The following is a 22,678-nucleotide window of genomic DNA, read 5'->3' on the forward strand; positions in this document are numbered from 1 at the left end:
GCCGTCGGGCCCCACCGTGGGGAGGGGTCTGCCATGGCTCGCGAGACGACGTACCTGGAGCTGTCGCAGGAAGGCGGCGGGGCGCACAAGTTCTACGAAGTGACGGTGGACGGCACGCAGGTGGCGGTGCGCTACGGCCGCATCGGCGCCGACGGCCAGCTCCAGACGTCCTCGTTCCCGACCGTCGAGAGGGCGCGCGCGGCCGCCGCGAAGAAGATCGGCGAGAAGGTCCGCAAGGGGTACGCGCCGGCGGTCCAGGGGCAGCGTGCCGCCCGGGCGGTGACCCGCCGTCAGGTGGCGTCGGCGCCGTCGACGGCCCGTGCCGTGGCCCCGGTCCTGTGGCGCTTCCGCACGGGGGCGGCGGCGTTCGGGATCCATGTGGACGAGGACCGCTGCTGGGTCGGCAACCAGTCGGGGGACGTCTACACGCTGAGCCACGGCGGGGAGGTGCTGGCCCGGTATTCCCTGCCGGACGGTGTGAAGTGCCTGGTCGCGGACGAGTTCTGGATATACGCGGGGTGCGACGACGGCACGGTGTACGACCTGTCCTCGAAGGTGCCGTTCGGGGCCTACGACATCGCGCCGGACGTGGACATCTTCTGGCTCGACATCCGTGAGGGCGTGCTCAACGTCTCGGACGCGGGCGGCGGCCTGACCGTCATCGACCACGAGGACGAGTACCAGTGGTCGCGCAAGTCCGCCGGGTCGAACGCCTGGATGGTGCGGGCGGACGCGGATGCCGTCTACCACGGGCACACGCACGGCGTGACGGCGTACGCGCCGGACGGCGGCGGGGAGCTGTGGCACACCCGGACCACCGGCGGGGTGCTCTTCGGCTGGCAGGAGGCGGACGCGGTCTACGCGGGCACGGGTCACAACATCGTGCAGCGGCTGGCGAAGGCGACGGGCGCGATCGAGGCCTCCTACCGGTGCGACGCGGCGGTGTACTCGTGCGCGACCTCCCCGGACGGCCGGCACGTGTTCGCGGGTGACTCCTCCTCGTCGGTGTACTGCTTCGACGCGGACGGGCGGCGGCTGTGGAAGCTGCGCACCGGCAGCGGCTCGGCCCTGTCGATGCAGTACCTGGACGAGCGGCTGTACCTGGTCACCACCGACGGGTCGCTGGTGTGCGTGGACGCGAGCGAGGCGGCCATCGCCGCGGCCCAGCAGGGTTCGGTGCCGACGGCGCTGGACGTGAAGTCGGCGGCCGCGCTGCCCGTGTACACCCCGGCGGCGTCCGCCTCGATGGTGGCGACCGTGTCGGCGGCGCCCGCGGGCGGCGTGGTGGTGGAGTGCGTCCAGCAGGGCGGCCGGCTGCGGGTGCAGGTGGTGTCGGGAGACTTCGACCGGTCGTGGAACGTGCAGTTCCCGCGCGGGATCCGGGAGCCCGGCGCGCGGTACGTGGTCGACGGGCTGCATGCCGCGTCGGGAGGCTTCTACCGGGTGCGCGGCGAGATACGCCGACTGGTCTGAGCCCGCGTGGCGGCCGGGCAGGGGTGCGGGAACCCCCTGCCGGTCCGTGGTGAACTGGGACCATCATGGACACAGCCCCGCACATCCGGCGAACCGGATCCGGTGATCTCCTGGACCGGATGGAGCGCAACCTCGCCGAGCACGCCTGCCATCTGCACCGGCGGCTGTCCGGTGCCACCGTCACGGAGGGACCGGATCTGCTGGTCGCGGACAGCGGGATCGGGGACGACACCTTCAACGTCGTGGCGGCCGCGCGGTTCACCGCCGCCGGGGCGCCGGAGCGGATCGCGCGGACCGTGCGGGAGCTGTCGGCCACGGGGCGGCCCTTCTCCTGGTGGGTGGGGCCGGCCTCCACCCCGGGGGATCTGGGCCGGCTGCTGACCGCGGCCGGGCTGCCGGTGACCGAGAGCGCGTACGCGATGTGGGCGGAGCTGGGCGACCTGCCGCCCGTGCCGGAGCCGGAGGGTCTGCGGATCCGCCGGGTGACCACCGTCGACGGGCTGGCGGACTACGCCGCCGTGCTCGCCGCCGACTGGCAGCCGCCGTCGGCGACGGTGCTGGACTTCTACGCAAGGTCGCGGGACGCACTGCTGGCCGCGGACAGCCCCGCGCACCTGCTGGTCGGGTACGTGGCCGGGGAACCGGTTTGCTCGGGCGAGGTGTTCGACCACGACGACGTGGCCGGGCTCTACGGGATCTGCACGACGGCCGCGCACCGTCGGCGCGGTCACGGCGGGGCGGTGACGCTGGCCGCCCTGCACCTGGCCCGGGCGCTGGGACGGCGCCATGCCGTGCTCCAGGCCTCCCCGGCGGGTGAGCCGCTCTACCGGCGCCTGGGCTTCCGCACGGCCGGGAACTTCACCGAGCACGCGCTCGGCACCCGGGACTGACGCCGGGCGCCCGGCGGGGCGGGCACCTCGACGGCGAACGGCCGGCCCTCAAGCAGGACGTAGCGGACCTCTATCACCACCGGCTCGGTTCCGAGGTTGCGTCCGATGTGGGCATGGCGGATACCGGCGGGTTCGATGAACGCGCCGCCCGCCGAGGTGACCTCGACGGAGAGGTCCCGCAGGATCCGGGTCAGCGTGCCGGACTTCACGACGGCGGCGATCTCGCACACGTGGTAGTGCCACCCGGTGGAGCCGCCCGGCTCGATGACCACCTCACGCACCACTAGTCCCATGAGTCACACAATAGGACGAGTGGCTTGAAACGACGAGGAGTTGGCGAAGCACCGTCCGCCGCGACGGCGCAGGTGGTAGGTCCGCGCAGGTGATATGTCCGCCGGAGAGCGGTATCAACTGGCCATGAACCTGATGGTGTTCGAGTCACGGAAGCAGATCCACTGCGCCCGGTGCCGACAGGGCCCGCTGCCCCGCCTGGTCCGCCTGTCCGGGGTGCCCCGCTGTCTGGACTGTGCCGACCTCGGGCATCTGGTGTACCTGCCGCGCGGTGACGCGGCGCTCACCCGCCGGGCCCGGACGGGCAGTTCGCTGTCGGCCGTCGTGGTGCGCTTCAACAAGCGCCGGCGGCGTTACGAGCGCCAGGGTCTGCTGGTCGAGGCGGAGGCCCTGACCCGGGCGGAACGGTCCTGCCGGGCGGACGCCGAGTCCCGCGCCCGCGGCCGCGACCGCGCCCGGCTGCGCCGCGCCGCGCAGGACGTCGTGTTCACGGCCGCCTTCGCCGCCGAGATACGCCGGCTCTTCCCCGGGTGCCCGCCCGACCGCGCCGCCGCCATCGCCGCCCACGCCTCGCTGCGCGGCAGCGGCCGGGTGGGCCGCACCGCGGCCGGCCGCGCCCTGGAGGAACCCGCCGTCTCCGTGGCGGTACGGGCGGCCGTACGCCACCTCGACACCGAGTACGACGCCATGCTCGCGGCGGGAGTGCCCCGCTTCGAGGCCCGGGCGCGGCTGGCTCCGCGGATCGACGCGATCCTGGACGCCTGGCGCACGCCGCCACCGGAACCGTGGCCCTAGCCGAGCCGGAACCGCCGGTAGAGCAGCGCCCCGCCGAGCAGGAGCGCCCCGCCCCCGGGCAGCAGGTATCCGGCGGCGTCCGCCCCGGTGTGCGCGAGCGCGCCCGGCCCGGGCTCCGGCTCGGGCGCCGGCAGCGGGGCGGGCTTCGCCGGCTCCACGGGCCGCACGGCGGGCGGCGGCAGGACGGGCTTGACGGGCGTCGTCCCGTTGACCGAGGTGTTGCCGCCGGCGCCGTTCCCCACGCCCACCACGTTCACCGAGTTCCCGGTGACGTTGACGGGCAGGTCCACCGGCAGCTGGATCCCGTTCCCGGAGAGCACCCCGGGTGAATCCTTTCCGCTTCCCTCGGCGCGCGCACCGCCCCCGTTCCCGCTCCGGTCGCCGCCGCCCGCACCCTTCCCCCCGCCTGGTTTGGAGGGGTACGAGGACCGCGGCCCCGGATGCCCGCCCCCGTCGTTGGCGCACCGGTTCCCCGCGGCCGGGTTGAGCACCCCGACGACGCTGACCGTGTTCCCGCAGACGTTCACCGGTACGTGCACCGGCAGCTGCACCAGGTTCCCGGAGAGCACCCCCGGTGACCGCTGGGCCTGCCCGCTCGCCCCCGCGTCGGCGACGGCGAGTCCGCCCGCGCCCACGGCGGCCAGCCCGCCTCCCGCAACCACCGCTGCGATCACGCCACTTCGACGACTGTGCCGCATCAGTTTCCCGCTTTCCGTCAGGAGTTCACGGGCGAACCACCCGCACCGGTATCAACGCGGTAGACCCATACGGGTTATAGGTCCGGTAGGCATTTCACTCCATCGTGTACGCGGATATGCCTATGTACCGGTGCCGGGAACCGGGCCGCGCAGGGCAACCACCGGGTCCGGGGAAGGGCGGCCCCGCGGCCACCAGTCGTCGTCGTCCGGGCGGGACTCGTACGCGTACCAGAGGCTGTCGCGGCCCAGGCGGAGCTGGAGCGTGAGGAACGTGAGCCGGTTGCGGTCGGGGCGGAAGGCGCCCTCGCCCGCGGCGAGGAGGGCGGGGCGGGCCCGGTCGAAGGGGCCGGCCGGCGGGTCCCAGGGCTCCTCGAGCGCGGCGAGGGCGGCGAGGCCGCCCTGTCGCCAGGCCGCCGCGGCGCGGGCGAGGTCGGTGGGGGTGCGGCCGGTGGCGCGGGCCAGGTCGCGGTAGAGGGTGCGGGCGGTGCCGGTCAGGCCGGCCGTGGCGTGCGCGGAGGCGAGCCGGACGGCGTCCTGCCACAGGGTGAGCCCGGCGAGCGGGTCCGCACCGGTGCCGAGCAGGGCCAGCGCCCGCGCGGCCGCGTCGGTGGCCAGCTGGTCCAGGGCCAGCGGGTCGGGGGCGCCGGGGTCGGCCGGGTAACCGGGCGGCAGGCCGGCGGCCCCCGGGACGGGGCGCGGCACGGGCAGCGGCAGGACCGGGCGGGCCAGGGCCGCCCCGGCCGCGACCGTGGGGAGGTCGGGGGTCCGCTCGGGCTGTTCACGGGCGGCGTGGGCCGCGCTGCGCCGGGTGAGGGCGTCGAGCAGCTCCCGTTCGCCGCGGCCGCGCAGCAGCAGGAGGACGAAGGGGTCCAGGTCCAGGAGGCGGGCCGCGCGGTGGCCCAGCGCGGCGGCGTGCTCGCAGGGCGGGCGATCGGCGTCCGGGCAGGAGCAGCGCGCGAGCAGCTCGCCGGGGCCCGGCAGCAACAGGTCGGCCAGCGACCGGGGGAGCTCGCGTTCGAGGAGGGGCGCGAGGAGGGCCGGGTCGCCGGCCAGCGTCTCCAGCAGGTCGTCCCACTCGGCGTCCGGGAAGGGCGTCAGGGCCAGTTCCGTCCGGAAGGGGCGGGGCCGGCTGCCGCGGACGTACGCGACGATCCGGCCCGGGGTGACGGTCACCGCGTCGACATGGCCGGCCTCGGCGGGTCCGCGGCCGTGGGCCGGGGGGCGGGCGCTGTCGCGCGCGAGCCGCTCCAGGGCCGACACCCAGGCCCGGCCCCACCAGGTGGTGGCCGCCTCCCCGGCCGCCGGCCCGGCCGGTACGGAGTCGAAGGTGCGGCGGCGGTCGTCGCGGGCGGTGATCACGCGGGCCTCCGCAGGGCGACGAGGTCGGCGAGCTCGCGGTCGGTCAGCTCGGTCAGCGCCGACTCGCCCGAGCCGAGGACCGCGTCCGCCAGCGCCCGCTTGGCCTGGAGCAGCTCGGCGATCCGGTCCTCGACGGTGCCCTCGGCGATGATGCGGTGCACCTGGACGGGCTGGGTCTGGCCGATCCGGTAGGCGCGGTCGGTGGCCTGCTCCTCGACGGCCGGGTTCCACCAGCGGTCGAAGTGGACGACGTGCCCGGCACGGGTGAGGTTCAGCCCCGTACCGGCAGCCTTCAGCGACAGCAGGAACACGGGGACCTCGCCGGACTGGAAGCGGTCCACCAGCTCCTCGCGGCGCGGCACGGGCGTGCCGCCGTGCAGCAGCTGGGCGGAGATCCCGCGCGCGGCCAGGTGCGCCTGGAGGATCCGGGCCATCGTCACGTACTGGGTGAAGACCAGCACGGAGGCGCCCTCGGCCAGGATGGTGTCCAGCAGCTCGTCGAGCAGGGCGAGTTTGCCCGAGCGGTGCGCGATCCGGGGGCGCTCCTCCTTCAGGTACTGCGCCGGGTGGTTGCAGATCTGTTTGAGCGAGGCCAGCAACTTCATGATCATCCCGCGCCGCTCGATGCCCTCGCTCGTCTCGATCACCGCCATCGCCTCGTCCACCGTGGCCTGGTAGAGGGAGGCCTGCTCCCGGGTGAGGGAGACCGGATGGTCCGTCTCCGTCTTGGGCGGCAGCTCGGGCGCGATGCCCGGGTCGGACTTCTTGCGGCGCAGCAGGAACGGCCGGACCAGCGCGGCCAGCCGGGCCACCGCCGCCTCGTTGCCCCCGTCCTCCTCCTGCTGGTGCTCCACCGGGCGGGCGTGCCGGGCGCGGAAGGTGGTCAGCGGGCCGAGCAGGCCGGGCGTCGTCCAGTCCAGCAGCGCCCACAGCTCGGACAGGTTGTTCTCGACCGGGGTGCCGGTCAGCGCCACCCGCGCCGGGGCGGGGAGGGTGCGCAGCGCCCGGGCGGTGGCCGAGTGCGGGTTCTTGACGTGCTGGGCCTCGTCGGCGACGACCATGCCCCAGCTCTGCCCCGAGAGCCGGGCGGCGCTCGCCCGCATCGTCGCGTACGTCGTCAGCACGAAACCGCCGGTGCCGGGCTCCAGGCTGCGCGCGCTGCCGTGGAAGCGGCGCACCGGGACCCCGGGCGCGAACTTCTCGATCTCGCGCTGCCAGTTGCCCAGCAGCGACGCCGGGCACACCACCAGCGTCGGCTCGGGCCGGTCCCGGTGCAGGTGCAGCGCGATCAGCGTGACCGTCTTGCCCAGGCCCATGTCGTCGGCGAGGCAGCCGCCGAGCCCGAGCGAGGTCATCCGGTCCAGCCAGGCCAGACCGCGCGCCTGGTAGTCGCGCAGGGTGGCCTTGAGACCGGGGGGCGCGGGCAGTGGCTCCAGCTCCCCTGTCAGCCGCTCCCTCAGCTCGGCGAGCGCGCCCGCCGGCACGGCCGGGACCGTCTGCCCGTCCACCTCGGCCGTGCCACCGAGCGCGACGGCCAGCGCGTCGACCGGGTCCAGCAGTCCCAGCTCGCGCTTGCGGGCCTTGCGCACCAGCTCCGGGTCCACCCGGACCCACTGGTCGCGCAGCCGCACCACGGGCCGGTGTGCCTGCGCGAGCGCGTCCATCTCGCCCGGGGTCAGCCGGTCGCCGCCCAGGGCCAGTTCCCAGGAGAAGGCGAACAGGGCGGCCGCGTCGAAGAAGGCGGTGCCGTCGGTGGCCGAGCCGGGCGCGGTGGGGCGGACGACGGCGGTCGCCGTGAGCGTACGGGCCAGCTCGCGCGGCCAGTGCACGAGGACGCCGGCCGCGGCCAGCCCGGCCGCCGCCGTCCCCAGCAGGTCCTCCAGCTCGGGGTCGGACAGCGCGAGGACGTCGGGCACGGGCTGCTCCAGCAGCCGGAGCAGCGGCGGCCACACCCGGGCCGCCCGGCGCAGCGCCAGTACGGCGTCGATCCGGGCCCGCGGGCCGAACCCGGCGGCCGCCGTCCCCGCCCACAGGGCGGCGGCGTCGGTCACCAGCGTCGGGTCCGCGAGGCTGTGCACCTGGACCACGGCCGCACCCGCCCGGCGGACGGCGTCCCGCGGCGGCGCGTCCCCCCGGGCGTCCCCCCGCGCGTCCGCCCGCGCCTCCTTCGGCGTATCCGTCCGGTCGGCGTCGAAGAGCTGGTACGAGGACAGGTCCAGGCGCAGCGATATCCCCACCCCGGCATCGGCTCCGGCCGCGACCTGCGCCGCCCAGTCCCGCATCCCGGGCACCTGCTGCGGCTCGGCGGCCGCGAAGGGCCGGCCCGCGGCGTACGCCGCCGCCGGGGTGCGCGGCAGGACATCGGCGACGGCGTCGGTGAACGCCCGCACCAGCGCCTCCGGTTCGGACACCTGGAGCGGACGGCCTCCGGCCCGCGCGGTGGCGTACGCCTCGAACGGCAGCGCGGCCGCGACCGCCCGCAGCTGTGCCACGTCCTCGGCGTCGAGCGGCCCCGCCCGCCAGGCGTCGATGCCCTCGGCGGTGACCCCGGGCAGCAGCCGGCCGCGCGCGACCAGCCCCAGGGCCTGCCGCGCGGCGGCCCCCCAGGCCCGCGCGGCCGGGTGCGCCGCCCGCCCGCCGGCGCGCACGAGCAGCGGCAGCGCCTCCGTGACACCCAGGGTCACGGCGGGCACGGTCCGGCTGCGCACCCCCGTCCCGTGCGGCCGGACGACCGTGAGCGTCCCCGCCGTACCGCACCCCTCCGGGAGCGGCTCACCGTCGGGTGACCAGAACGCGAGGGCGCCCTCGCGCGGGACGCGCGCGGGCAGGAAGACGGCCGCGTGGCGCAGCAGTGCCTCGGTCATGGCGTCCCCCTTCCGCTCGCTCAGGGCCCCGCCGGTCCTGGCGGGTTCACTCCTCAGGCGAGTCTAGGCGCGACCACTGACAGCGCCCTGACCAGCGGGTTCGGCGGGGTACGGCCGGTGGTCAGCTGCTGGTCAGCCGGTGGCCCAGCCGCCCTGCTCGGGGGCGTAGCCGTAGCGGGGGCGGGCGCCGGGCGCGGCGGTGCGCAGGACGGCGCCGCGGTCGTCGATCCGGGTGGTGCCGGAGCCGCCGGGGGCGGACCAGCGCAGGTCGAGGTACCAGTCGCAGTCGCATCCGGTCGTCGTGGCCTCGACGCGCAGCACCACGGGCTCGGCGGCCGAGAGCCGCAGCGGGAAGGCGGGGGCGGGGAGCGTGCGGCCGGCGTCGGAGCCGGCGACGGGCCGGGCCAGCGGGCGCGGGGCGTCCAGGTTGATCCGGAAGCCGGCCGGGGTGAGCGCGCCGCCGCAGCCGCTGGACATCTCGTACACGTTCCAGTCCGGCGGGGTGCGGCGGGCGGTCACCCGTACGTCCAGCCCCTGGAGGACGACGGCCTCCGCGCCCCTGCCGTGCAGCGTCACCTCCACGATCTGACGTCCCGCGTGCACCGCCTCCCGCGCCGCCGCCCAGCGCGGGGCGTCGGCCTCCACGGGCGGCGCCGGCACGGCCTGCGGCCCCTGCCGCACGAGGTAGGCGTGATCGCACCCGTACGCCCACACGTGCGAGCGCACGGCGGCGGTGAACGGTACCGCGACGGGCGCCGCGGCCGGCGGCGTCGTACGCGGCTCCGCCGGCGTGCCGCTCGGCGCGACCGGGCCGCCGGTGGGCTCGGAGCCGCCGGCGGACGCGGCGGCGGACGGCGTGCCCGTGCCCGGTGCCGGTGCCGGGCCCGGCACCGGCACCCCTGAGGAAGGCGCCCCCACGTGAGGCGCACGCCCGAGGGCGCCCGGCCCCGGCCCGCCCCCGGGCAGCGCGAACGCCGCGACGACGGCCAGCGCGCCCACGGCGAGCCCCGCCCCCGCCCCGGCGACCACACCCCGCCGCCGGTACCAGGCCCGCCGCCCGGATCCGCCCGCCGCCGGGTTCCCGACGGACGTCGACGCGCCCACCGCGGCCCCCCGCCCGGGCACCCCGGCGTCCGGCTCCGGCACACGGACCGGCATGGCCGCAGCCCCGGCCGCCGGCCCGGTGGCCGGCACCGCCCCCGGCGCGGAGCCGCGCGCGGACGCCGCCCCGGGCTCGGTGGCGCCCGGCCCGGCCACTCCCTCCGGCACGGCCCCGGACCCCGCAGCGGAGCCCGGGGCGGGCGAGCCTGCCTCCGGCTCCGGCGCGGCCTCCGCCGACCGCTCCGTCGCGGACGCCGCAGACGCCGCAGACGCCGACGCTGCCGCCGCCGTACTCCCCGGCGCGCCCGCCGCCGCTGCCGCCGTACTCCCCGGCGCGCCCAGCGCCTCGGCCCCCTGCCCGCGAACCCCGGCGTCCGGTTCCGGCACGGAGTCCGACGTGGCCGCCGCCCCGGGCGGCGGGGCGGGCTCGGGGTGACCGGTGACCGCGGGCTGCGTCGTTCGGCGCCGGTCGCCCGTGCGTTCCGCCGCCCGGCGGCGGGCGTCCGCCAGGAGCCAGGCGCGGTGGAGGTCCACCGCCTCCCCCGGCGTCGCCCCGCAGGCCCGCGCGAAACGGTCCACCGCCGCGAACTCGCTCGGCACCGCCTCGCCGTTGCAGTAACGGTGCAGGGTCGACGTACTGGTGTGCAGCCGCCGCGCCAGGAGGCCGTAGCTCAGCCCGGATCGTTCCTTCAGCCCGCGCATCATCCGCGCGAACCGCTCCGTCTCCGCGGGCCGTCCCTCCGGCCCCGCCACCTCGCCCACGGCTTCCCCCCGTCCCGCGCCGCCGTTCCATGCCGGGGATGTTCCCCCAGGTGACAGCACGTATGGCCATTCCAGTGTCCCGAATCGACCGGATTTCGTCGTCCGACACCCCGGCCCCGGGGAAGGCTCTTCACGAGATCGCACCGCACTCGCACCTCTTCACGATGAACGGGGAGTACCACCGTGTTCCGACGCACCAGCGCCCTCGCCACCGCCGCCCTCGCGGCGGCCTCGGCCCTTGTCCTCACCGCCTCGACCACTGCCACGGCCGCCTCCGCGCCGGGGTTCATCCAGCCCCGCGACCTGCCCCCGCACCCCAGCTCCCCGTGGTCCGCCGGCCCGGTCACCTCCGGCCTGCCGGACCACCCGGTGTTCTGCCTGGACGGCGCCCTGCCGGCGAACAACGGCTGGCACCGCCAGTACGGCACCGAGTTCGACACCAGCGCCCTGCAGATCTCCTGGCGGACCGCCTCCGGCAAGGCGGCCGCCAAGCTCGCCGCCTCCCTGGAGCGCAGGATCGCCGCCTGCGCCTCCGACTGGCTGCGCGCCAACCCGGGCGGGACGGCCTCCTGGCAGGACTACGGCCCGGTCCGCGTCGAGGAGGGCGCGCACCTCTACGGCGTGCACACCTCCATCCCCGACTCCGAGCCGGGTGTGACCCTCTACGGCGTCGGACGGGACGGTTCCACCGTGACGGTGGTCAAGTGGAGCCAGATGGGAGACCTGTCCCACGCTCCGGTGCGCGACTTCAGCGGGACGACGGCCACGGCCGTGAACCGCCTCGATCCGTAACGCGCGTACGCGGCCCGGCGGAGGCCGTGGGCGGGAGCGCCGCGGGCGGGGGCCGCGTGGGACCATGGACATGAGCCCCGGAGGCGATGTCCATGCGTTCCGGAAACGAGCCGGTGACCGCCCGCAGTCCGCTGCGGCTGCGGTTGTGGCTGAGCGTCTGGGGGCTGATCTGGGCCGTCGGCGGGGCGGCCGTGTTCTCGATGGTCGGCCGCTCCGGGTGGGCGGCCGCCTGCGCCGCCCTGGCGCTGATCGTCACCGTCGACCTGGTCCTGGTGGTCCGCCACATCCGTCAGGGCCCGCACTGGCAGCCCGGCCCGGACATCCCCCCGTACGAGCCGCCGCACCGCTGACGGCGGCCCGCCGCCCTCCGCTCAGTCGTCGAAGCGGGCCGCTTCCAGGTACTCGGGCTGCGGGTCGAGCGCGGCGGCCAGCCGGAAGTGCCGGCGCGCCCGCTCGGGCCGTCCGGAGCGCTCGTGGGTACGGGCCAGCGCGAAGTGCGCGAAGGCGTTGTCCGGCTCCCGCTCCAGGACCAGCTCGAACTCCAGCTCCGCCGGACGCAGTTGGGCAGCGGCGAAGAAGGCGCGTGCCCGCAGCAGGCGGGCCGCGGTGTTCTCGGGGTGGGCGGCTATGACCGAGTCCAGCAGTTTGACCGCGCCGCTCGGGTCGCGGGCGGCGAGCAGCTGCTCGGCGGCCCGGTAGTCGATGACGTGGGTCTCCGGGGTGGCGGAGGCGGGTGCTCCGGGCGGCGGTGGCGTGGTCTCGGACACGGTCGATTCCTTCCCTCTACGGGCCCGGTCAACGCCCCGGCCCCGCCCGGTATTTCCGTGAGCACGTCACCCAGTGAGCACGTCACCCCGCGGGCCACGGCCCCGCAGCCCGGCGGCCGCGCAGCCCGGCGGCCTCGCGCCCCTCAGGTGCGCGGCGCCGCCGCCCGGGCCGTCAGTTCTTCCCAGACCTTGCGGACCTGCGGTTCCAGGGCCTCCAGCGGCCCGTCGTTGTCGATCACCAGCGTGGCCACCGCCAGCCGCTGCTCGCGCGTGGCCTGCGCCGCCATCCGGGCGCGCGCCTCGTCCTCGGCCATCCCGCGCCGCGCGGTCAGCCGCGCCAGCTGCGTCTCCGGCGCCGCGTCGACCACCACGACCAGGTCGTACAGGCTCGCCAGCCCGTTCTCGGCCAGCAGCGGTACGTCGTGCACGACGATCGCGTCGGGCCCGGCGGCGGCCTCCAGCTCCGCGGACCGTGCCCCGACCAGCGGGTGCACGATCGCGTTGAGGGTGCGCAGCTTGTCGGGGTCGGCGAAGACGACGGCACCGAGCCCGGGCCGGTCCAGCGTGCCCTCGGGCGTCAGCACCTGTGGTCCGAACGCCTCGACGACGGCCGCGAGACCGGGCGTTCCCGGTTCCACGACCTCCCGCGCGATGCGGTCCGCGTCGACGATGACCGCCCCGTACCCCGCCAGCAGTCGCGAGACCTCGCTCTTGCCGGCACCGATTCCGCCCGTCAGGCCTACCTTCAGCATGGGCCGCAGCTTAGACGCAGCGTGCCCGTCGCCGTACCGCCCCCGCCCCACCGGCTGCGCGACGCCGCGGTTACGCCTCGCCCTCGCGCTCCGCCAGGAAGCGCTCGAACTCCCGCCCGATCTCGTCCGCCGACGGGATCTCGGCCGGCTCGGCGATCATGTTGCCGCGGGACTCGGCGCCGGCCACCGCGTCGTACTGGTGCTCCAGACCCTGGACCAGCGCGACCAGCTCGTCGTCGCCCTCGCGGATCTGACGGTCGATCTCGGTCTGGGTGCGGTGCGCCTCGGTGCGCAGCGCGTGCGCGACACCGGGCAGGACCAGACCGGTCGCCGCCGTGATCGCCTCCAGGGCGGTCAGCGCCGCGTCCGGGTACGGGGAGCGGGCCACGTAGTGCGGCACGTGCGCGGCGACGCCCAGCACGTCGTGCCCGGCCTGGGAGAGCCGGAACTCGATCAGCGACTCGGCGCTGCCGGGGACCTGTGCCTCGTCGAAGGGGCTCTGGTGCCCGGGCATGAGGTCGATGCGGTTGCCGTGCGGGGTGATGCCCACGGGGCGGGTGTGCGGGACGCCCATCGGGATGCCGTGGAAGTTGACGGTCAGGCGTACGCCGAGGCGCTCGACGATCTGGCGGACGGCGACGGCGAAGCGCTCCCACTCCACGTCGGGCTCGGGACCGGACAGCAGCAGGAACGGCGCGCCGGTGGCGTCCTGGACGATCCGGACCTCCAGCCGGGGCTGCTCGAACTCGGTCCAACGGTCGCGCCGGAACGTCAGCAGCGGGCGGCGGGCCCGGTAGTCCACGAGCCGGTCGGCGTCGAAACGGGCCACGACCTGGTGCGGCAGCGTGTCCAGGAGCCGCTCGACGATCTGCTCGCCGGTCTCGCCCGCGTCGATGTACCCCTCGAAGTGGTACAGCATGACCAGCCCGGCCGACTCCTGGGCCAGCGCCATGTCGACCACTGCCAGGCCCTTGGCGTCCCACTCGTACAAACCCTGTGGATCAAGCACCGTCACCACTCCTCGTCGCCCGCGTTCACAGCGAAGAACGTCCAAGGGGCCTTGGTCATTCCCCCGTTGACGCTCTTGACATGAAAGGGCCGGGAGGCGGGCGCGGAACAGGGCCTCGAACGCGGTGAGGCCCGCCCCCCTGAGGGGAGCGGGCCTTACCGTTTCAGCTGTGCGGCTTCCGGTCGGTCACCGACCGGGAGGCTGCGCCGTGATCAGCTCTGGCCGCCGGCCAGCTTCTCGCGGAGCGCGGCCAGGGCCTCGTCCGACGCCAGGGCGCCGGAGTTGTCGTCCGACTCCGAGGAGTACGAACCACCCGAGATGCCCGCACCGGCGTTGCCGGCGGCCGGGGCGGCAGCACCCTCGGCAGCGGCGGCCTCGTCGGCCTCGCGGCTCTTGATGACCTGCGCCTGGTGCTGCTCGAAGCGGACCTGCGCCTCGGCGTACTGGCGCTCCCACTCCTCGCGCTGCTTCTCGAAGCCCTCGAGCCAGTCGTTGGTCTCGGGGTCGAAGCCCTCGGGGTAGATGTAGTTGCCCTGGTCGTCGTAGGACGCGGCCATGCCGTACAGGGTCGGGTCGAACTCGACCGACGCCGGGTCGGCACCGAAGGACTCGTTGGCCTGCTTCAGCGACAGCGAGATCCGGCGACGCTCGAGGTCGATGTCGATGACCTTGACGAAGATCTCGTCGTTGACCTGGACGACCTGCTCCGGGATCTCCACGTGGCGCTCGGCCAGCTCGGAGATGTGGACCAGGCCCTCGATGCCCTCGTCCACGCGGACGAACGCACCGAACGGAACCAGCTTGGTGACCTTACCCGGGACGACCTGACCGATCTGGTGGGTCCGGGCGAACTGCTGCCACGGGTCCTCCTGCGTCGCCTTCAGCGACAGGGAGACGCGCTCGCGGTCCATGTCCACGTCGAGAACCTCGACGGTGACCTCCTGGCCGACCTCGACGACCTCGGACGGGTGGTCGATGTGCTTCCAGGACAGCTCGGAGACGTGGACGAGACCGTCGACGCCGCCCAGGTCCACGAAGGCACCGAAGTTGACGATCGAGGAGACGACGCCGGAGCGGACCTGACCCTTCTGCAGGGTGGTGAGGAACGTCTGGCGGACCTCGGACTGGGTCTGCTCCAGCCAGGCGCGGCGGGACAGGACCACGTTGTTGCGGTTCTTGTCCAGCTCGATGATCTTCGCCTCGAGCTCCTTGCCCACGTAGGGCTGGAGGTCGCGGACGCGACGCATCTCGACGAGGGAGGCCGGCAGGAAGCCACGGAGGCCGATGTCGAGGATGAGACCACCCTTGACGACCTCGATGACGGTACCGGTGACGATGCCGTCCTCTTCCTTGATCTTCTCGATCGTGCCCCAGGCACGCTCGTACTGAGCGCGCTTCTTGGACAGGATCAGACGGCCTTCCTTGTCCTCCTTCTGGAGAACCAGGGCCTCGATCTCGTCGCCGACCTTGACGACCTCGTTGGGGTCGACGTCGTGCTTGATCGAGAGCTCGCGGCTCGGGATGACGCCTTCGGTCTTGTAACCGATGTCGAGCAGGACCTCGTCCCGGTCGACCTTCACGATGACGCCGTCGACGATGTCGCCGTCGTTGAAGTACTTGATCGTCTCGTCGATCGCGGCGAGGAAGGCTTCCTCGTTACCGATGTCGTTGACCGCTACCTGCGGAGTGGTAGAGGTGGTCTCGGTGCTGCTCGTCATGTGGGAAAGGGCTCCGGTTACGGACAGAAAGTCGTAGGTACTGCTACGCCGGGAGCCCTTATCGCCTCTGCATACGCCGGACAGCCAAGGAGGCCGCGCATCACCGTCCGCAAGGACGGCGCGGGCCTCGAAAACCGAGGGGACTACTACAGACGCGAGCGCAGCCTGCTAGGTCTGAGGAGCACAGGCTCGCAGCGCAACTTGTAGCATACGGGGGCAGCCGGACAGGGTCAATGCGCGAAGGCGCACACCCGGGGCGGATCGCCGCATTTCCGGCACAACTCGTGGGCGCGGGCCCACCGAAGACACCGAAGACTACGACGACGGGCCCCATGAACCAAGAGGACTACCTCCCCCAGGACGCGTACGGAGCCGAGGATGACGCCGCGGACGACACCGAGGCCACGCGGCGTGCCGCCGGGGAGGCGGAGAGCAGCCGCGCCAGCCGTGGCTGGTGGGACCGCAACGCCGACGAGTACCAGAGCGAGCACGGCGCGTTCCTGGGCGACGACCGCTTCGTCTGGGGACCGGAGGGCCTGGACGAGGCGGACGCCGCCCTGCTGGGCCCGGCGGCCGCCCTGAAGGGCCTGGACATCCTGGAGATCGGCGCCGGCGCGGCGCAGTGCGCCCGCTGGCTGGCCGCGCAGGGCGCCCGCCCGGTGGCCCTGGACCTCTCGCACCGCCAGCTCCAGCACGCGCTGCGGATCGGCGGGGAGGTCCCGCTCGTGGAGGCGGACGCCGGTGCGCTGCCCTTCCGGGACGGCTCCTTCGACATGGCGTGCTCGGCGTACGGGGCGGTGCCCTTCGTCTCCGACCCGGTGAACGTCTTCCGCGAGGTGCACCGGGTGCTGCGGCCCGGCGGCCGCTGGGTCTTCTCCGTCACCCACCCCCTCCGCTGGGCGTTCCCCGACGAGCCGGGTCCCGAGGGCCTGTCCGTCTCGGCGTCCTACTTCGACCGGACTCCGTACGTCGAGCAGGACGAGCACGGCCGGGCGGTGTACGTGGAGCACCACCGCACCCTCGGCGACCGGGTGCGGGACGTGGTGGCGGCCGGGTTCCGGCTGGTGGACCTGGTGGAGCCGGAGTGGCCGGCGTGGAACCGGCAGGAGTGGGGCGGCTGGTCCCCGCTGCGCGGCAACCTGATCCCGGGGACCGCCGTCTTCGTCTGCGTCCGCGACGGCGGCTGAGGGGCCACGAGCGTGATCCGTACCGCCGCGCTGGAGGCCCTGCCCGTACGGGAGGCCGTGCCCGCCCTCGTCGACGCGCTGGACGCGCACGGGGCGGCGGTGCTGTGCGCGCCGCCCGGCACGGGCAAGACCACGCTGGTGCCGCTGGTCCTGGCCGGGCTGGTGGGCGGCGGGCCGCGGCGCCGGGTCGTGGTCGCCGAGCCCCGGCGGATCGCGGCGCGGGCCGCGGCGCGGCGGATGGCGTGGCTGCTGGGCGAGGCGGTGGGCGCCGCGGTCGGTTTCACGGTGCGCGGCGAGCGCGTGGTGGGGCCCCGGTGCGCGGTGGAGGTGGTGACCACGGGGGTGCTGCTCCAGCGGCTCCAGCGGGACCAGGAGCTGGCGGGCGTCGACGTGGTGGTGCTGGACGAGTGCCACGAGCGGCACCTGGACGCCGACACGGTCGCCGCCTTCCTCCTCGACGTACGCCAGACCCTGCGCCCGGAGCTGCGACTGGTGGCGGCGTCGGCGACGACGGACGCGGCGGGGTGGGCGCGGCTGCTGGACGACGCGCCGGTGGTGGAGGCGGCCGGGGTCGCGTACCCGGTGGAGGTCGTGTGGGCGCCGCCGGCCCGGCCGGTGCGGCCGCCGCACGGTATGAGGGTGGATCCGGCGCAGCTGGCGCACGTCGCGTCGGTCGTCCGGCGGGCGCTCGCGGAGCGGACGGGGGACGTGCTGTGCTTCCTGCCCGGCGTCGGGGAGATCACCCGGGTGGCGGGGCAGCTGGGCGGGGTGGACGCGGAGCTGTTGCAGGTGCACGGGCGGGCGCCGGCGGCGGTCCAGGACGCGGTGCTGTCCGGGGGCACCGGCCGCCGGGTGGTGCTGGCCACGTCGGTGGCGGAGTCGAGCCTGACCGTGCCGGGGGTGCGGGTGGTGGTGGACTCGGGGCTGGCCCGGGAACCGCGGGTGGACCATGCGCGGGGGCTGGGCGCGCTGACGACCGTACGGGCGTCGCGGGCGGCCGGGCGCCAGCGGGCGGGACGGGCCGGGCGTGAGGCGCCGGGCACGGTGTACCGCTGCTGGTCGGAGCCGGAGCACGACCGCCTGCCGGCGTTCCCGGCGCCCGAGATCCGGCTGGCCGACCTGACGGCGTTCGCGCTCCAGGCGGCGTGCTGGGGCGACCCCGACGCGTCGGGCCTGGCCCTGCTGGACCCGCCGCCGGCGGGTGCGCTGGCCGCGGCCCGTGAGGTCCTGGCGGCGGTGGGCGCGGTCGACGCGGCCGGCCGGGTGACGCCCCGCGGGATCCGCATGTCCCGCCTCGGCGTGCACCCGCGACTGGCCCGCGCCCTGCTGGACGGCCCGCCCGGGGCGGCGGACGTGGTGGCGCTGCTCAGCGAGGAGCCCCCGCGGGAGTACGGCGACGACCTGACCACGGCCTGGCGCCGGGCCCGCGCGGGCGGCGACGCGTACGCCGCCCGCTGGCGCGCGGAGTCCCGCCGCCTGTCCCGGGCGGCCGCCACCGCCGCGGAGCCGGGCGGGGCCGTACCCGGAACCGTGCCACACGGATCCGCCGACCCGGCCGGCGTCCCCAGGGGGCCCTCCGCGACCGGGGCAGCGCCCGGGGCCCCTGGCGGGAACGGTGGGGGTGTCCGGGCCGTGGGCCGTGGCGACGTCGTCGGGGGCCGCGCGGCGGGGCGGGACGTGGTGTCCGACGATGTGGTCGCCGGGAGGGTGGCCGCGCTCGCGTTCCCCGAGCGGGTGGCCCGGGCCAAGGGGGCCGGGGCGTTTCTGATGGCCTCCGGGACGGCGGCCGAAACCACCGACGGCTCGGGCCTGCGCGGCGCGCCCTGGCTGGCCGTCGCCGTCGCCGACCGGGCCGCCGGGGCCGCGTCCGCCCGCGTACGGCTGGCCGCCGTCATCGACGAGGACACCGCCCGCGCGGCCGCCGCGCACCTGCTCGACGAGCGGGAGGAGGTGCACTGGGAGGACGGGGACGTCGTCGCCCGCCGGGTCGAGCGGCTGGGCGCCGTCGAGCTCACCGTGCGGCCGCTGAAGGCCCCCGACCCGGCCCTCGTACGGGCCGCCCTCCTCGACGGCCTGCGCGACGAGGGGACGGGGCTGCTGCGCTGGTCCGCCGACGCCCACGCGCTCCGCGCCCGCCTCGGCTTCCTGCACCGCACCCTCGGCGCGCCCTGGCCCGACGTCCAGGACGACGCCGTCCTCGTCGCCCGCGCCGACGACTGGCTGGAACCGGAGCTGTCGCGGGCCCGGCGCCGCGCCGACCTCGGCCGGATCGACGCCGGCCAGGCCCTGGGGCGGCTGCTGCCCTGGGCCACGGGCGAGGCGGCCCGCCTCGACGAGCTGGCGCCCGAGCGCATCGAGGTGCCCAGCGGCTCCCGGATACGCCTGGACTACACCGGTGACCAGCCCGTGCTCGCCGTCAAGCTCCAGGAGCTGTTCGGGCTGGCCGAGACGCCGCGCGTGGCGGGCGTACCCGTCCTCGTCCACCTGCTGTCACCGGCCGGGCGCCCCGCCGCCGTCACCGCCGACCTGGCGTCGTTCTGGCGCGAGGGCTACCGCGCCGTCCGCGCCGAGCTGCGCGGCCGCTACCCCAGGCACCCGTGGCCGGAGGACCCGGCGACCGCCGAGCCGACCCGGCACACCAACGCCCGCCTCAGGCGCTGACCGGGCCGCCCGGTCCCGCGGGGTCCGCCGGCCGGCGGCGGCCCCGCGCCTCCATCCACAGCGCCAGTCCGAACAGCGCCAGCCCGCTCACGCCGAGCCCGATCGGCGCGTACGTGTGCAGTGCGAGGACCTTGCTCCGGTTCGCCGCCACCAGTGCGCGGGTGTGGGCGGCGTAGTCCTCGCGCATCTTGACGTGCCCGGCGAAGACGGTGAGCTTCCCGTCCGGCGCCCCGGCCGCCAGCCCGCCGCGCATCTCCTGCTCGATGACCTGCTCGGCGTTGACCGGCGCGCCGGTGACCGGGTCGACCCAGAACATCGCCTTGACCTTGTACCAGAGGCTGGTGCCGGTGGTCTGCTCGAAGGTCGCCGGGTCGATGCCCTCGATCGGCATCTTCTTCGGGAGCGGGACCTTCGTCCACGGCACGTTCTGCTCGTAGTAGTAGACGTCCATCCCCTTGTACGTACGCGGGCCGACGTAGTGGATGGGCGAGGCGGTGCGGGTCTGCGCGTCGAAGTAGAGGTAGTCGCGCGGCTCGGTGAAGAACGGCCACTTGAACTCGATGCCCTCGCGCTTGACCGGGTCCCCGTCGACCATCTCGCCGGTGGCGTGGACCGGGTCCTGGGTGTGGGCGTCGAAGATGTAGCGCTCGGGGATCTGGGAGACCATCTTCCCGTCCGGCCCCACGATGTGGGAAAGCGTGTCCCAGACGACGACGTCCTTGCCGGCGCTCGCCTCGATCTCCCTGGACGCCTCGACGTTGCCCTTGAGGGTCTGGATGATCGTGACCTTGTCGACCTTCTTGGGTGCCAGGCCGGCGGTGTAGTCGAGGAGGGTCGCGTCCTTGGCCTCCAGGACCATCTCCTGGTACTGGCCCGGCGGGATCTTGGCGAGCCGCGGGTACGCGTACCAGCGCAGCAGGGGCGCGAAGGCGGTGCAGAACACGGCAAGGGCAAGCAGGACGAGACTCGCTCTGCGTCGCATGGCCGGCCTCCTTGACTACTGTCCGGGCGCGGCGGGCGCGGTGGTGAGCAGCGGCTTGGGCGACGTCGTGCCTTCCGGGGCCCCGACCGCCGTGAGGGCGAGGACGAGGGCGATGGCGGCGGCCAGCCCGATGGCGGCGGCGACGAGTGCGCGCATGCCGGCCTCCGAGATCTGATGGGGTGTCAGGGTGGCGGCACCGTAGCAACGCACGGCCGAGATGAGAACCGTCTCGCGCCCACGTCCCCGCCCCTCCCGCCACGGCCACCGCCCCGCGGCCCGGGCCGCGCCCCCGGCCGTGGCGCGGTCACGGGGTCGGGGCCGGTGACTTCGTCGAGGTCGCCTTGGGCGTGCCCGTGGGCGTGGCCGTGGGCGTGGCCGTGGGCGTGGCCGTGGGCGTGGCCGTGGGCGTGGCCGTCGGGCTGGGCTTCGGCTTCGCACTCGCCGTCGCTGTCGCCGCCGGGGTCGGGGTCGGGGTCGGGGTCGCCGAACCGCTCGGTGTCGGCTTCGGGGACGGAGTGGGCGTCGGCTTCGGGGACGGAGTGGGCGTCGGCTTCGGGGACGGCGTCGGCTTCGGCGACGGGGTCGGCGTGGGGGTGGGCTTCGGCGTCGGCTCGGGGCTCGGCTTCGGCGTCGGCGTCGGCTTCGGGTCCGGGCGCGCCGGGCCGGGCGCGGCCGGGGTGTCCGGGGTCTGGTGGGTGCCCTGGAGGTAGTACGTGAACCAGGAGCGGACCGTACGGAGGTATTCCGTCGAGTGGTTGTACGACAGGACCGCCCGGTCCAGGTCGGCCGGCAGCCGCAGGTCGCGGTTGCCCGCGCACAGGTAGCGTCCGGCGGCCAGGGCCGCGTCGTACACGTTGTTCGGGTTGCGGCGGCCGTCGCCGTCCGCGTCCTGGCCCCACGCCGCCCACGTGGAGGGGATGAACTGCATCGGGCCGACCGCCCGGTCGTACACGGCGTCCCCGTCGTACGCGCCCCCGTCCGTGTCGGGGATGTTGGCGAACGGCCCGCCGTTGAGCACCGGCCCCAGGATCGGCCGCAGCGTCGTACCGGCGGCGTCGACCTGCCCGCCGCGCGCCTGCCCGGACTCGACCTTGCCGATCGCCGCGAGCAGTTGCCAGCGCAGCCCGCACCGGGGGTCGTCACGGCCCACCGTGCGCTCCGCGCCCTGGTACGCCGCGAGCACGCTCGCCGGTATCCCCCGCGCACCCTCGCCCGCGCCCACGGCGACCACCGTCTCGGGGCGCGCAGCGGCGTCGCCGGAGGCCGGCGCGGGCGTCTGCGCGGGCGTCGGCTCCGGCGCGGGGGCCGTCGGCGGCGCGGCCGGCGGCTGCGGGCCGATGAGCGGCGGGAGTTCGGTGAAGTACGCCGAGTCGCCGCCCCCGGCGGCCCCGGTTCCGGCCGGCGCGGGCGGCGACGCGGATGGCGCGCGGCCCTCACCGGCCGCGCGTATCCGGTCCCCGTGCCCGCTGTCCGGCCCCTGCGAGGCGGTCACCGCGGCGACCACCAACGTCGAGACCAGGGCGGCGGCCCCACCCCTGCGCAGCCTGCGTCCGAATCCAGCCGACATGGGCCGGGCCCCCTCCCCCTCGCCGTGCGCGTGACCCTACGTCAGTTCCCTTCGTCATGCACCGATCAGGAACGTACTTCACACCTTCCCCACGACTTCCGCAGGTCACGCATACTGAACAGCACGCAGAGCGAGGGGAAGTGCCATGCCGTTCACACTCAGCCACGCGGCGGCCGTGCTGCCGGGCCTGAGCCGGTCGGGCCGCGGGCGGGGGGCACTGGTGGCCTCGGCGCTCGTCCTGGGCTCCTTCGCCCCCGACACGTTCTACTTCCTGGACGCGGTCGTCGAGGGGGTGATGCCGTACGGGGACTTCACCCACTCCCCGCTGGGCATCGTGACGGCCGACGCCCTGCTGACCGCCGCGCTCGTGGCCTGCTGGCTGCTGCTGCGCGAGCCGCTGGTCGCGCAGCTCCCGCGGGCCTGGCAGGGGAGAGTGCACACGTTCGTGCGCGGCGAGCGGTGGCGGCGCGAGCGCCGGCCGGCCGCCCTGCTGGGCTGGTTCTACCTCTCGGCGGTCACCGGCTCGTTCACGCATGTGGCGTGGGACAGCTTCACGCACCTGGACCGGTACGGGACGAACGCCCTGCCCGGCCTGAGCGCCTTCTACGGGGGCTTTCCCCTCTATACATACGTGCAGTACGGCTCGTCCGTCCTGGCGGCCGCCGTTCTGGCCTGGTTCACGGTGACGGCGCTGCGCCGGATCCCGGCCTGTGAGCCGCCCGCCGCCGTGCCCCGGCTCAGCCGGGCGGAACGGTGGGCGGGGCTCGCGCTGGTCGCCGTCTGCGTGGGCGCCGGCGTCACGCTGCGGGTCGTACGCTTCTACACCTTCTTCGACCGCATCCGCTCCCCGCTCGACATCATCCCGACCGTCTGCTTCGGCGCGGGCGGCGGACTGATGGTGGGGCTGGTGCTCTACGGGGCCGTGGTCCGGCTGCGCCATCGCCGCCGTCCGCCGGTCCCGCCGCAGCAGACGCGTACGCCCGCCCCCGCCACCAGGTAGCGGGAACGGG

20 protein-coding genes are annotated in these 22,678 nt (G+C 75.3%); 8 read left to right on the top strand and 12 right to left on the bottom strand.

What is annotated here, in order from left to right; translation table 11 throughout:
* The first annotated feature begins 33 nt into the window (after positions 1–33).
* Positions 34–1,473, top strand: a complete 1,440-nt coding sequence (locus ACZ6KO_RS08760) for a WGR domain-containing protein (RefSeq protein ID WP_469301961.1) — start codon at positions 34–36, stop codon at positions 1,471–1,473.
* A 119-nt stretch (positions 1,474–1,592) separates the two neighbouring features.
* A complete protein-coding gene (locus ACZ6KO_RS08765; protein ID WP_469303779.1) occupies positions 1,593–2,363 on the top strand; it encodes a GNAT family N-acetyltransferase in 771 nt (256 codons plus the stop codon).
* Here the strand turns inward: ACZ6KO_RS08765 and ACZ6KO_RS08770 are convergent.
* Complete coding sequence (locus ACZ6KO_RS08770; RefSeq protein ID WP_469301962.1) at positions 2,297–2,656, bottom strand: cupin domain-containing protein; 360 nt, start codon at positions 2,654–2,656, stop codon at positions 2,297–2,299. The genes ACZ6KO_RS08765 and ACZ6KO_RS08770 overlap by 67 nt on opposite strands.
* Positions 2,657–2,780: 124 nt before the next feature.
* On the opposite strand from ACZ6KO_RS08770, the gene ACZ6KO_RS08775 reads away from it, so the two are divergent.
* Positions 2,781–3,449: a DUF2293 domain-containing protein gene (locus tag ACZ6KO_RS08775; RefSeq protein ID WP_469301964.1), complete on the top strand. Its 669-nt coding sequence runs from the start codon at positions 2,781–2,783 to the stop codon at positions 3,447–3,449.
* On the opposite strand, the gene ACZ6KO_RS08780 is transcribed toward ACZ6KO_RS08775, so the two are convergent.
* The 4 genes from ACZ6KO_RS08780 to ACZ6KO_RS08795 all read right to left on the bottom strand — a co-directional run bounded on the left by ACZ6KO_RS08780 (position 3,446) and on the right by ACZ6KO_RS08795 (position 10,233).
* A complete protein-coding gene (locus ACZ6KO_RS08780) occupies positions 3,446–4,123 on the bottom strand; it encodes a chaplin family protein (protein WP_469301967.1) in 678 nt (225 codons plus the stop codon). The genes ACZ6KO_RS08775 and ACZ6KO_RS08780 overlap by 4 nt on opposite strands.
* A 144-nt stretch (positions 4,124–4,267) precedes the next feature.
* Positions 4,268–5,506 carry an SWIM zinc finger family protein gene (locus ACZ6KO_RS08785; RefSeq protein ID WP_469301970.1) on the bottom strand — a complete coding sequence of 413 codons (1,239 nt, stop codon included), beginning with the start codon at positions 5,504–5,506 and terminating at the stop codon, positions 4,268–4,270.
* Positions 5,503–8,370, bottom strand: a complete 2,868-nt coding sequence (locus tag ACZ6KO_RS08790) for a DEAD/DEAH box helicase (RefSeq protein ID WP_469301973.1) — start codon at positions 8,368–8,370, stop codon at positions 5,503–5,505. The genes ACZ6KO_RS08785 and ACZ6KO_RS08790 overlap by 4 nt, the downstream gene beginning before the upstream one ends.
* A gap of 132 nt (positions 8,371–8,502) precedes the next feature.
* Complete coding sequence (locus ACZ6KO_RS08795) at positions 8,503–10,233, bottom strand: helix-turn-helix domain-containing protein (RefSeq protein ID WP_469301975.1); 1,731 nt, start codon at positions 10,231–10,233, stop codon at positions 8,503–8,505.
* Between the two features lie 183 nt (positions 10,234–10,416).
* Between ACZ6KO_RS08795 and ACZ6KO_RS08800 the strand changes: the two genes are divergently transcribed.
* Positions 10,417–11,025 carry a hypothetical protein gene (locus tag ACZ6KO_RS08800; protein WP_469301977.1) on the top strand — a complete coding sequence of 203 codons (609 nt, stop codon included), beginning with the start codon at positions 10,417–10,419 and terminating at the stop codon, positions 11,023–11,025.
* 92 nt (positions 11,026–11,117) lie between these two features.
* Positions 11,118–11,375: a DUF6343 family protein gene (locus tag ACZ6KO_RS08805; RefSeq protein WP_469301978.1), complete on the top strand. Its 258-nt coding sequence runs from the start codon at positions 11,118–11,120 to the stop codon at positions 11,373–11,375.
* Positions 11,376–11,396: 21 nt separating this feature from the next.
* On the opposite strand, the gene ACZ6KO_RS08810 is transcribed toward ACZ6KO_RS08805, so the two are convergent.
* The 4 genes from ACZ6KO_RS08810 to rpsA all read right to left on the bottom strand — a co-directional run bounded on the left by ACZ6KO_RS08810 (position 11,397) and on the right by rpsA (position 15,271).
* The gene (locus ACZ6KO_RS08810) at positions 11,397–11,792 is read right to left on the bottom strand and encodes a tetratricopeptide repeat protein (protein WP_401447500.1); all 396 of its coding nucleotides are present in this window, start codon (positions 11,790–11,792) and stop codon (positions 11,397–11,399) included.
* Positions 11,793–11,935: 143 nt separating this feature from the next.
* Positions 11,936–12,544, bottom strand: coding sequence for a dephospho-CoA kinase (coaE, locus tag ACZ6KO_RS08815; RefSeq protein ID WP_469301979.1), 609 nt, complete (start codon positions 12,542–12,544; stop codon positions 11,936–11,938).
* A 70-nt stretch (positions 12,545–12,614) separates the two neighbouring features.
* Complete coding sequence (locus tag ACZ6KO_RS08820) at positions 12,615–13,553, bottom strand: PAC2 family protein (protein ID WP_469301981.1); 939 nt, start codon at positions 13,551–13,553, stop codon at positions 12,615–12,617.
* Between the two features lie 212 nt (positions 13,554–13,765).
* Positions 13,766–15,271 (bottom strand): 30S ribosomal protein S1, encoded by a 1,506-nt coding sequence (gene rpsA / locus ACZ6KO_RS08825; protein ID WP_401447509.1) that lies wholly within the window; start codon positions 15,269–15,271, stop codon positions 13,766–13,768.
* Positions 15,272–15,504: 233 nt separating this feature from the next.
* Between rpsA and ACZ6KO_RS08830 the strand changes: the two genes are divergently transcribed.
* The gene (locus ACZ6KO_RS08830) at positions 15,505–16,458 is read left to right on the top strand and encodes a class I SAM-dependent methyltransferase (RefSeq protein WP_469301985.1); all 954 of its coding nucleotides are present in this window, start codon (positions 15,505–15,507) and stop codon (positions 16,456–16,458) included.
* 12 nt (positions 16,459–16,470) lie between these two features.
* Positions 16,471–19,119, top strand: a complete 2,649-nt coding sequence (locus ACZ6KO_RS08835) for an ATP-dependent RNA helicase (protein WP_469301987.1) — start codon at positions 16,471–16,473, stop codon at positions 19,117–19,119.
* Here the strand turns inward: ACZ6KO_RS08835 and pgfA are convergent.
* The 3 genes from pgfA to ACZ6KO_RS08850 all read right to left on the bottom strand — a co-directional run bounded on the left by pgfA (position 19,109) and on the right by ACZ6KO_RS08850 (position 21,668).
* The gene (gene pgfA, locus ACZ6KO_RS08840; protein ID WP_469301989.1) at positions 19,109–20,101 is read right to left on the bottom strand and encodes a cell envelope lipid trafficking protein PgfA; all 993 of its coding nucleotides are present in this window, start codon (positions 20,099–20,101) and stop codon (positions 19,109–19,111) included. The genes ACZ6KO_RS08835 and pgfA overlap by 11 nt on opposite strands.
* Before the next feature lie 15 nt (positions 20,102–20,116).
* On the bottom strand, positions 20,117–20,257 hold the full coding sequence (locus ACZ6KO_RS08845; protein ID WP_469301994.1) for an SPW_0924 family protein: 141 nt from the start codon (positions 20,255–20,257) through the stop codon (positions 20,117–20,119).
* A gap of 148 nt (positions 20,258–20,405) precedes the next feature.
* Complete coding sequence (locus ACZ6KO_RS08850) at positions 20,406–21,668, bottom strand: lytic transglycosylase domain-containing protein (protein WP_469301998.1); 1,263 nt, start codon at positions 21,666–21,668, stop codon at positions 20,406–20,408.
* Positions 21,669–21,813: 145 nt separating this feature from the next.
* Between ACZ6KO_RS08850 and ACZ6KO_RS08855 the strand changes: the two genes are divergently transcribed.
* On the top strand, positions 21,814–22,668 hold the full coding sequence (locus ACZ6KO_RS08855) for a DUF4184 family protein (protein WP_469302000.1): 855 nt from the start codon (positions 21,814–21,816) through the stop codon (positions 22,666–22,668).
* Positions 22,669–22,678 lie beyond the last annotated feature (10 nt).

Source organism: Streptomyces sp. NPDC042102 (assembly GCF_055582305.1).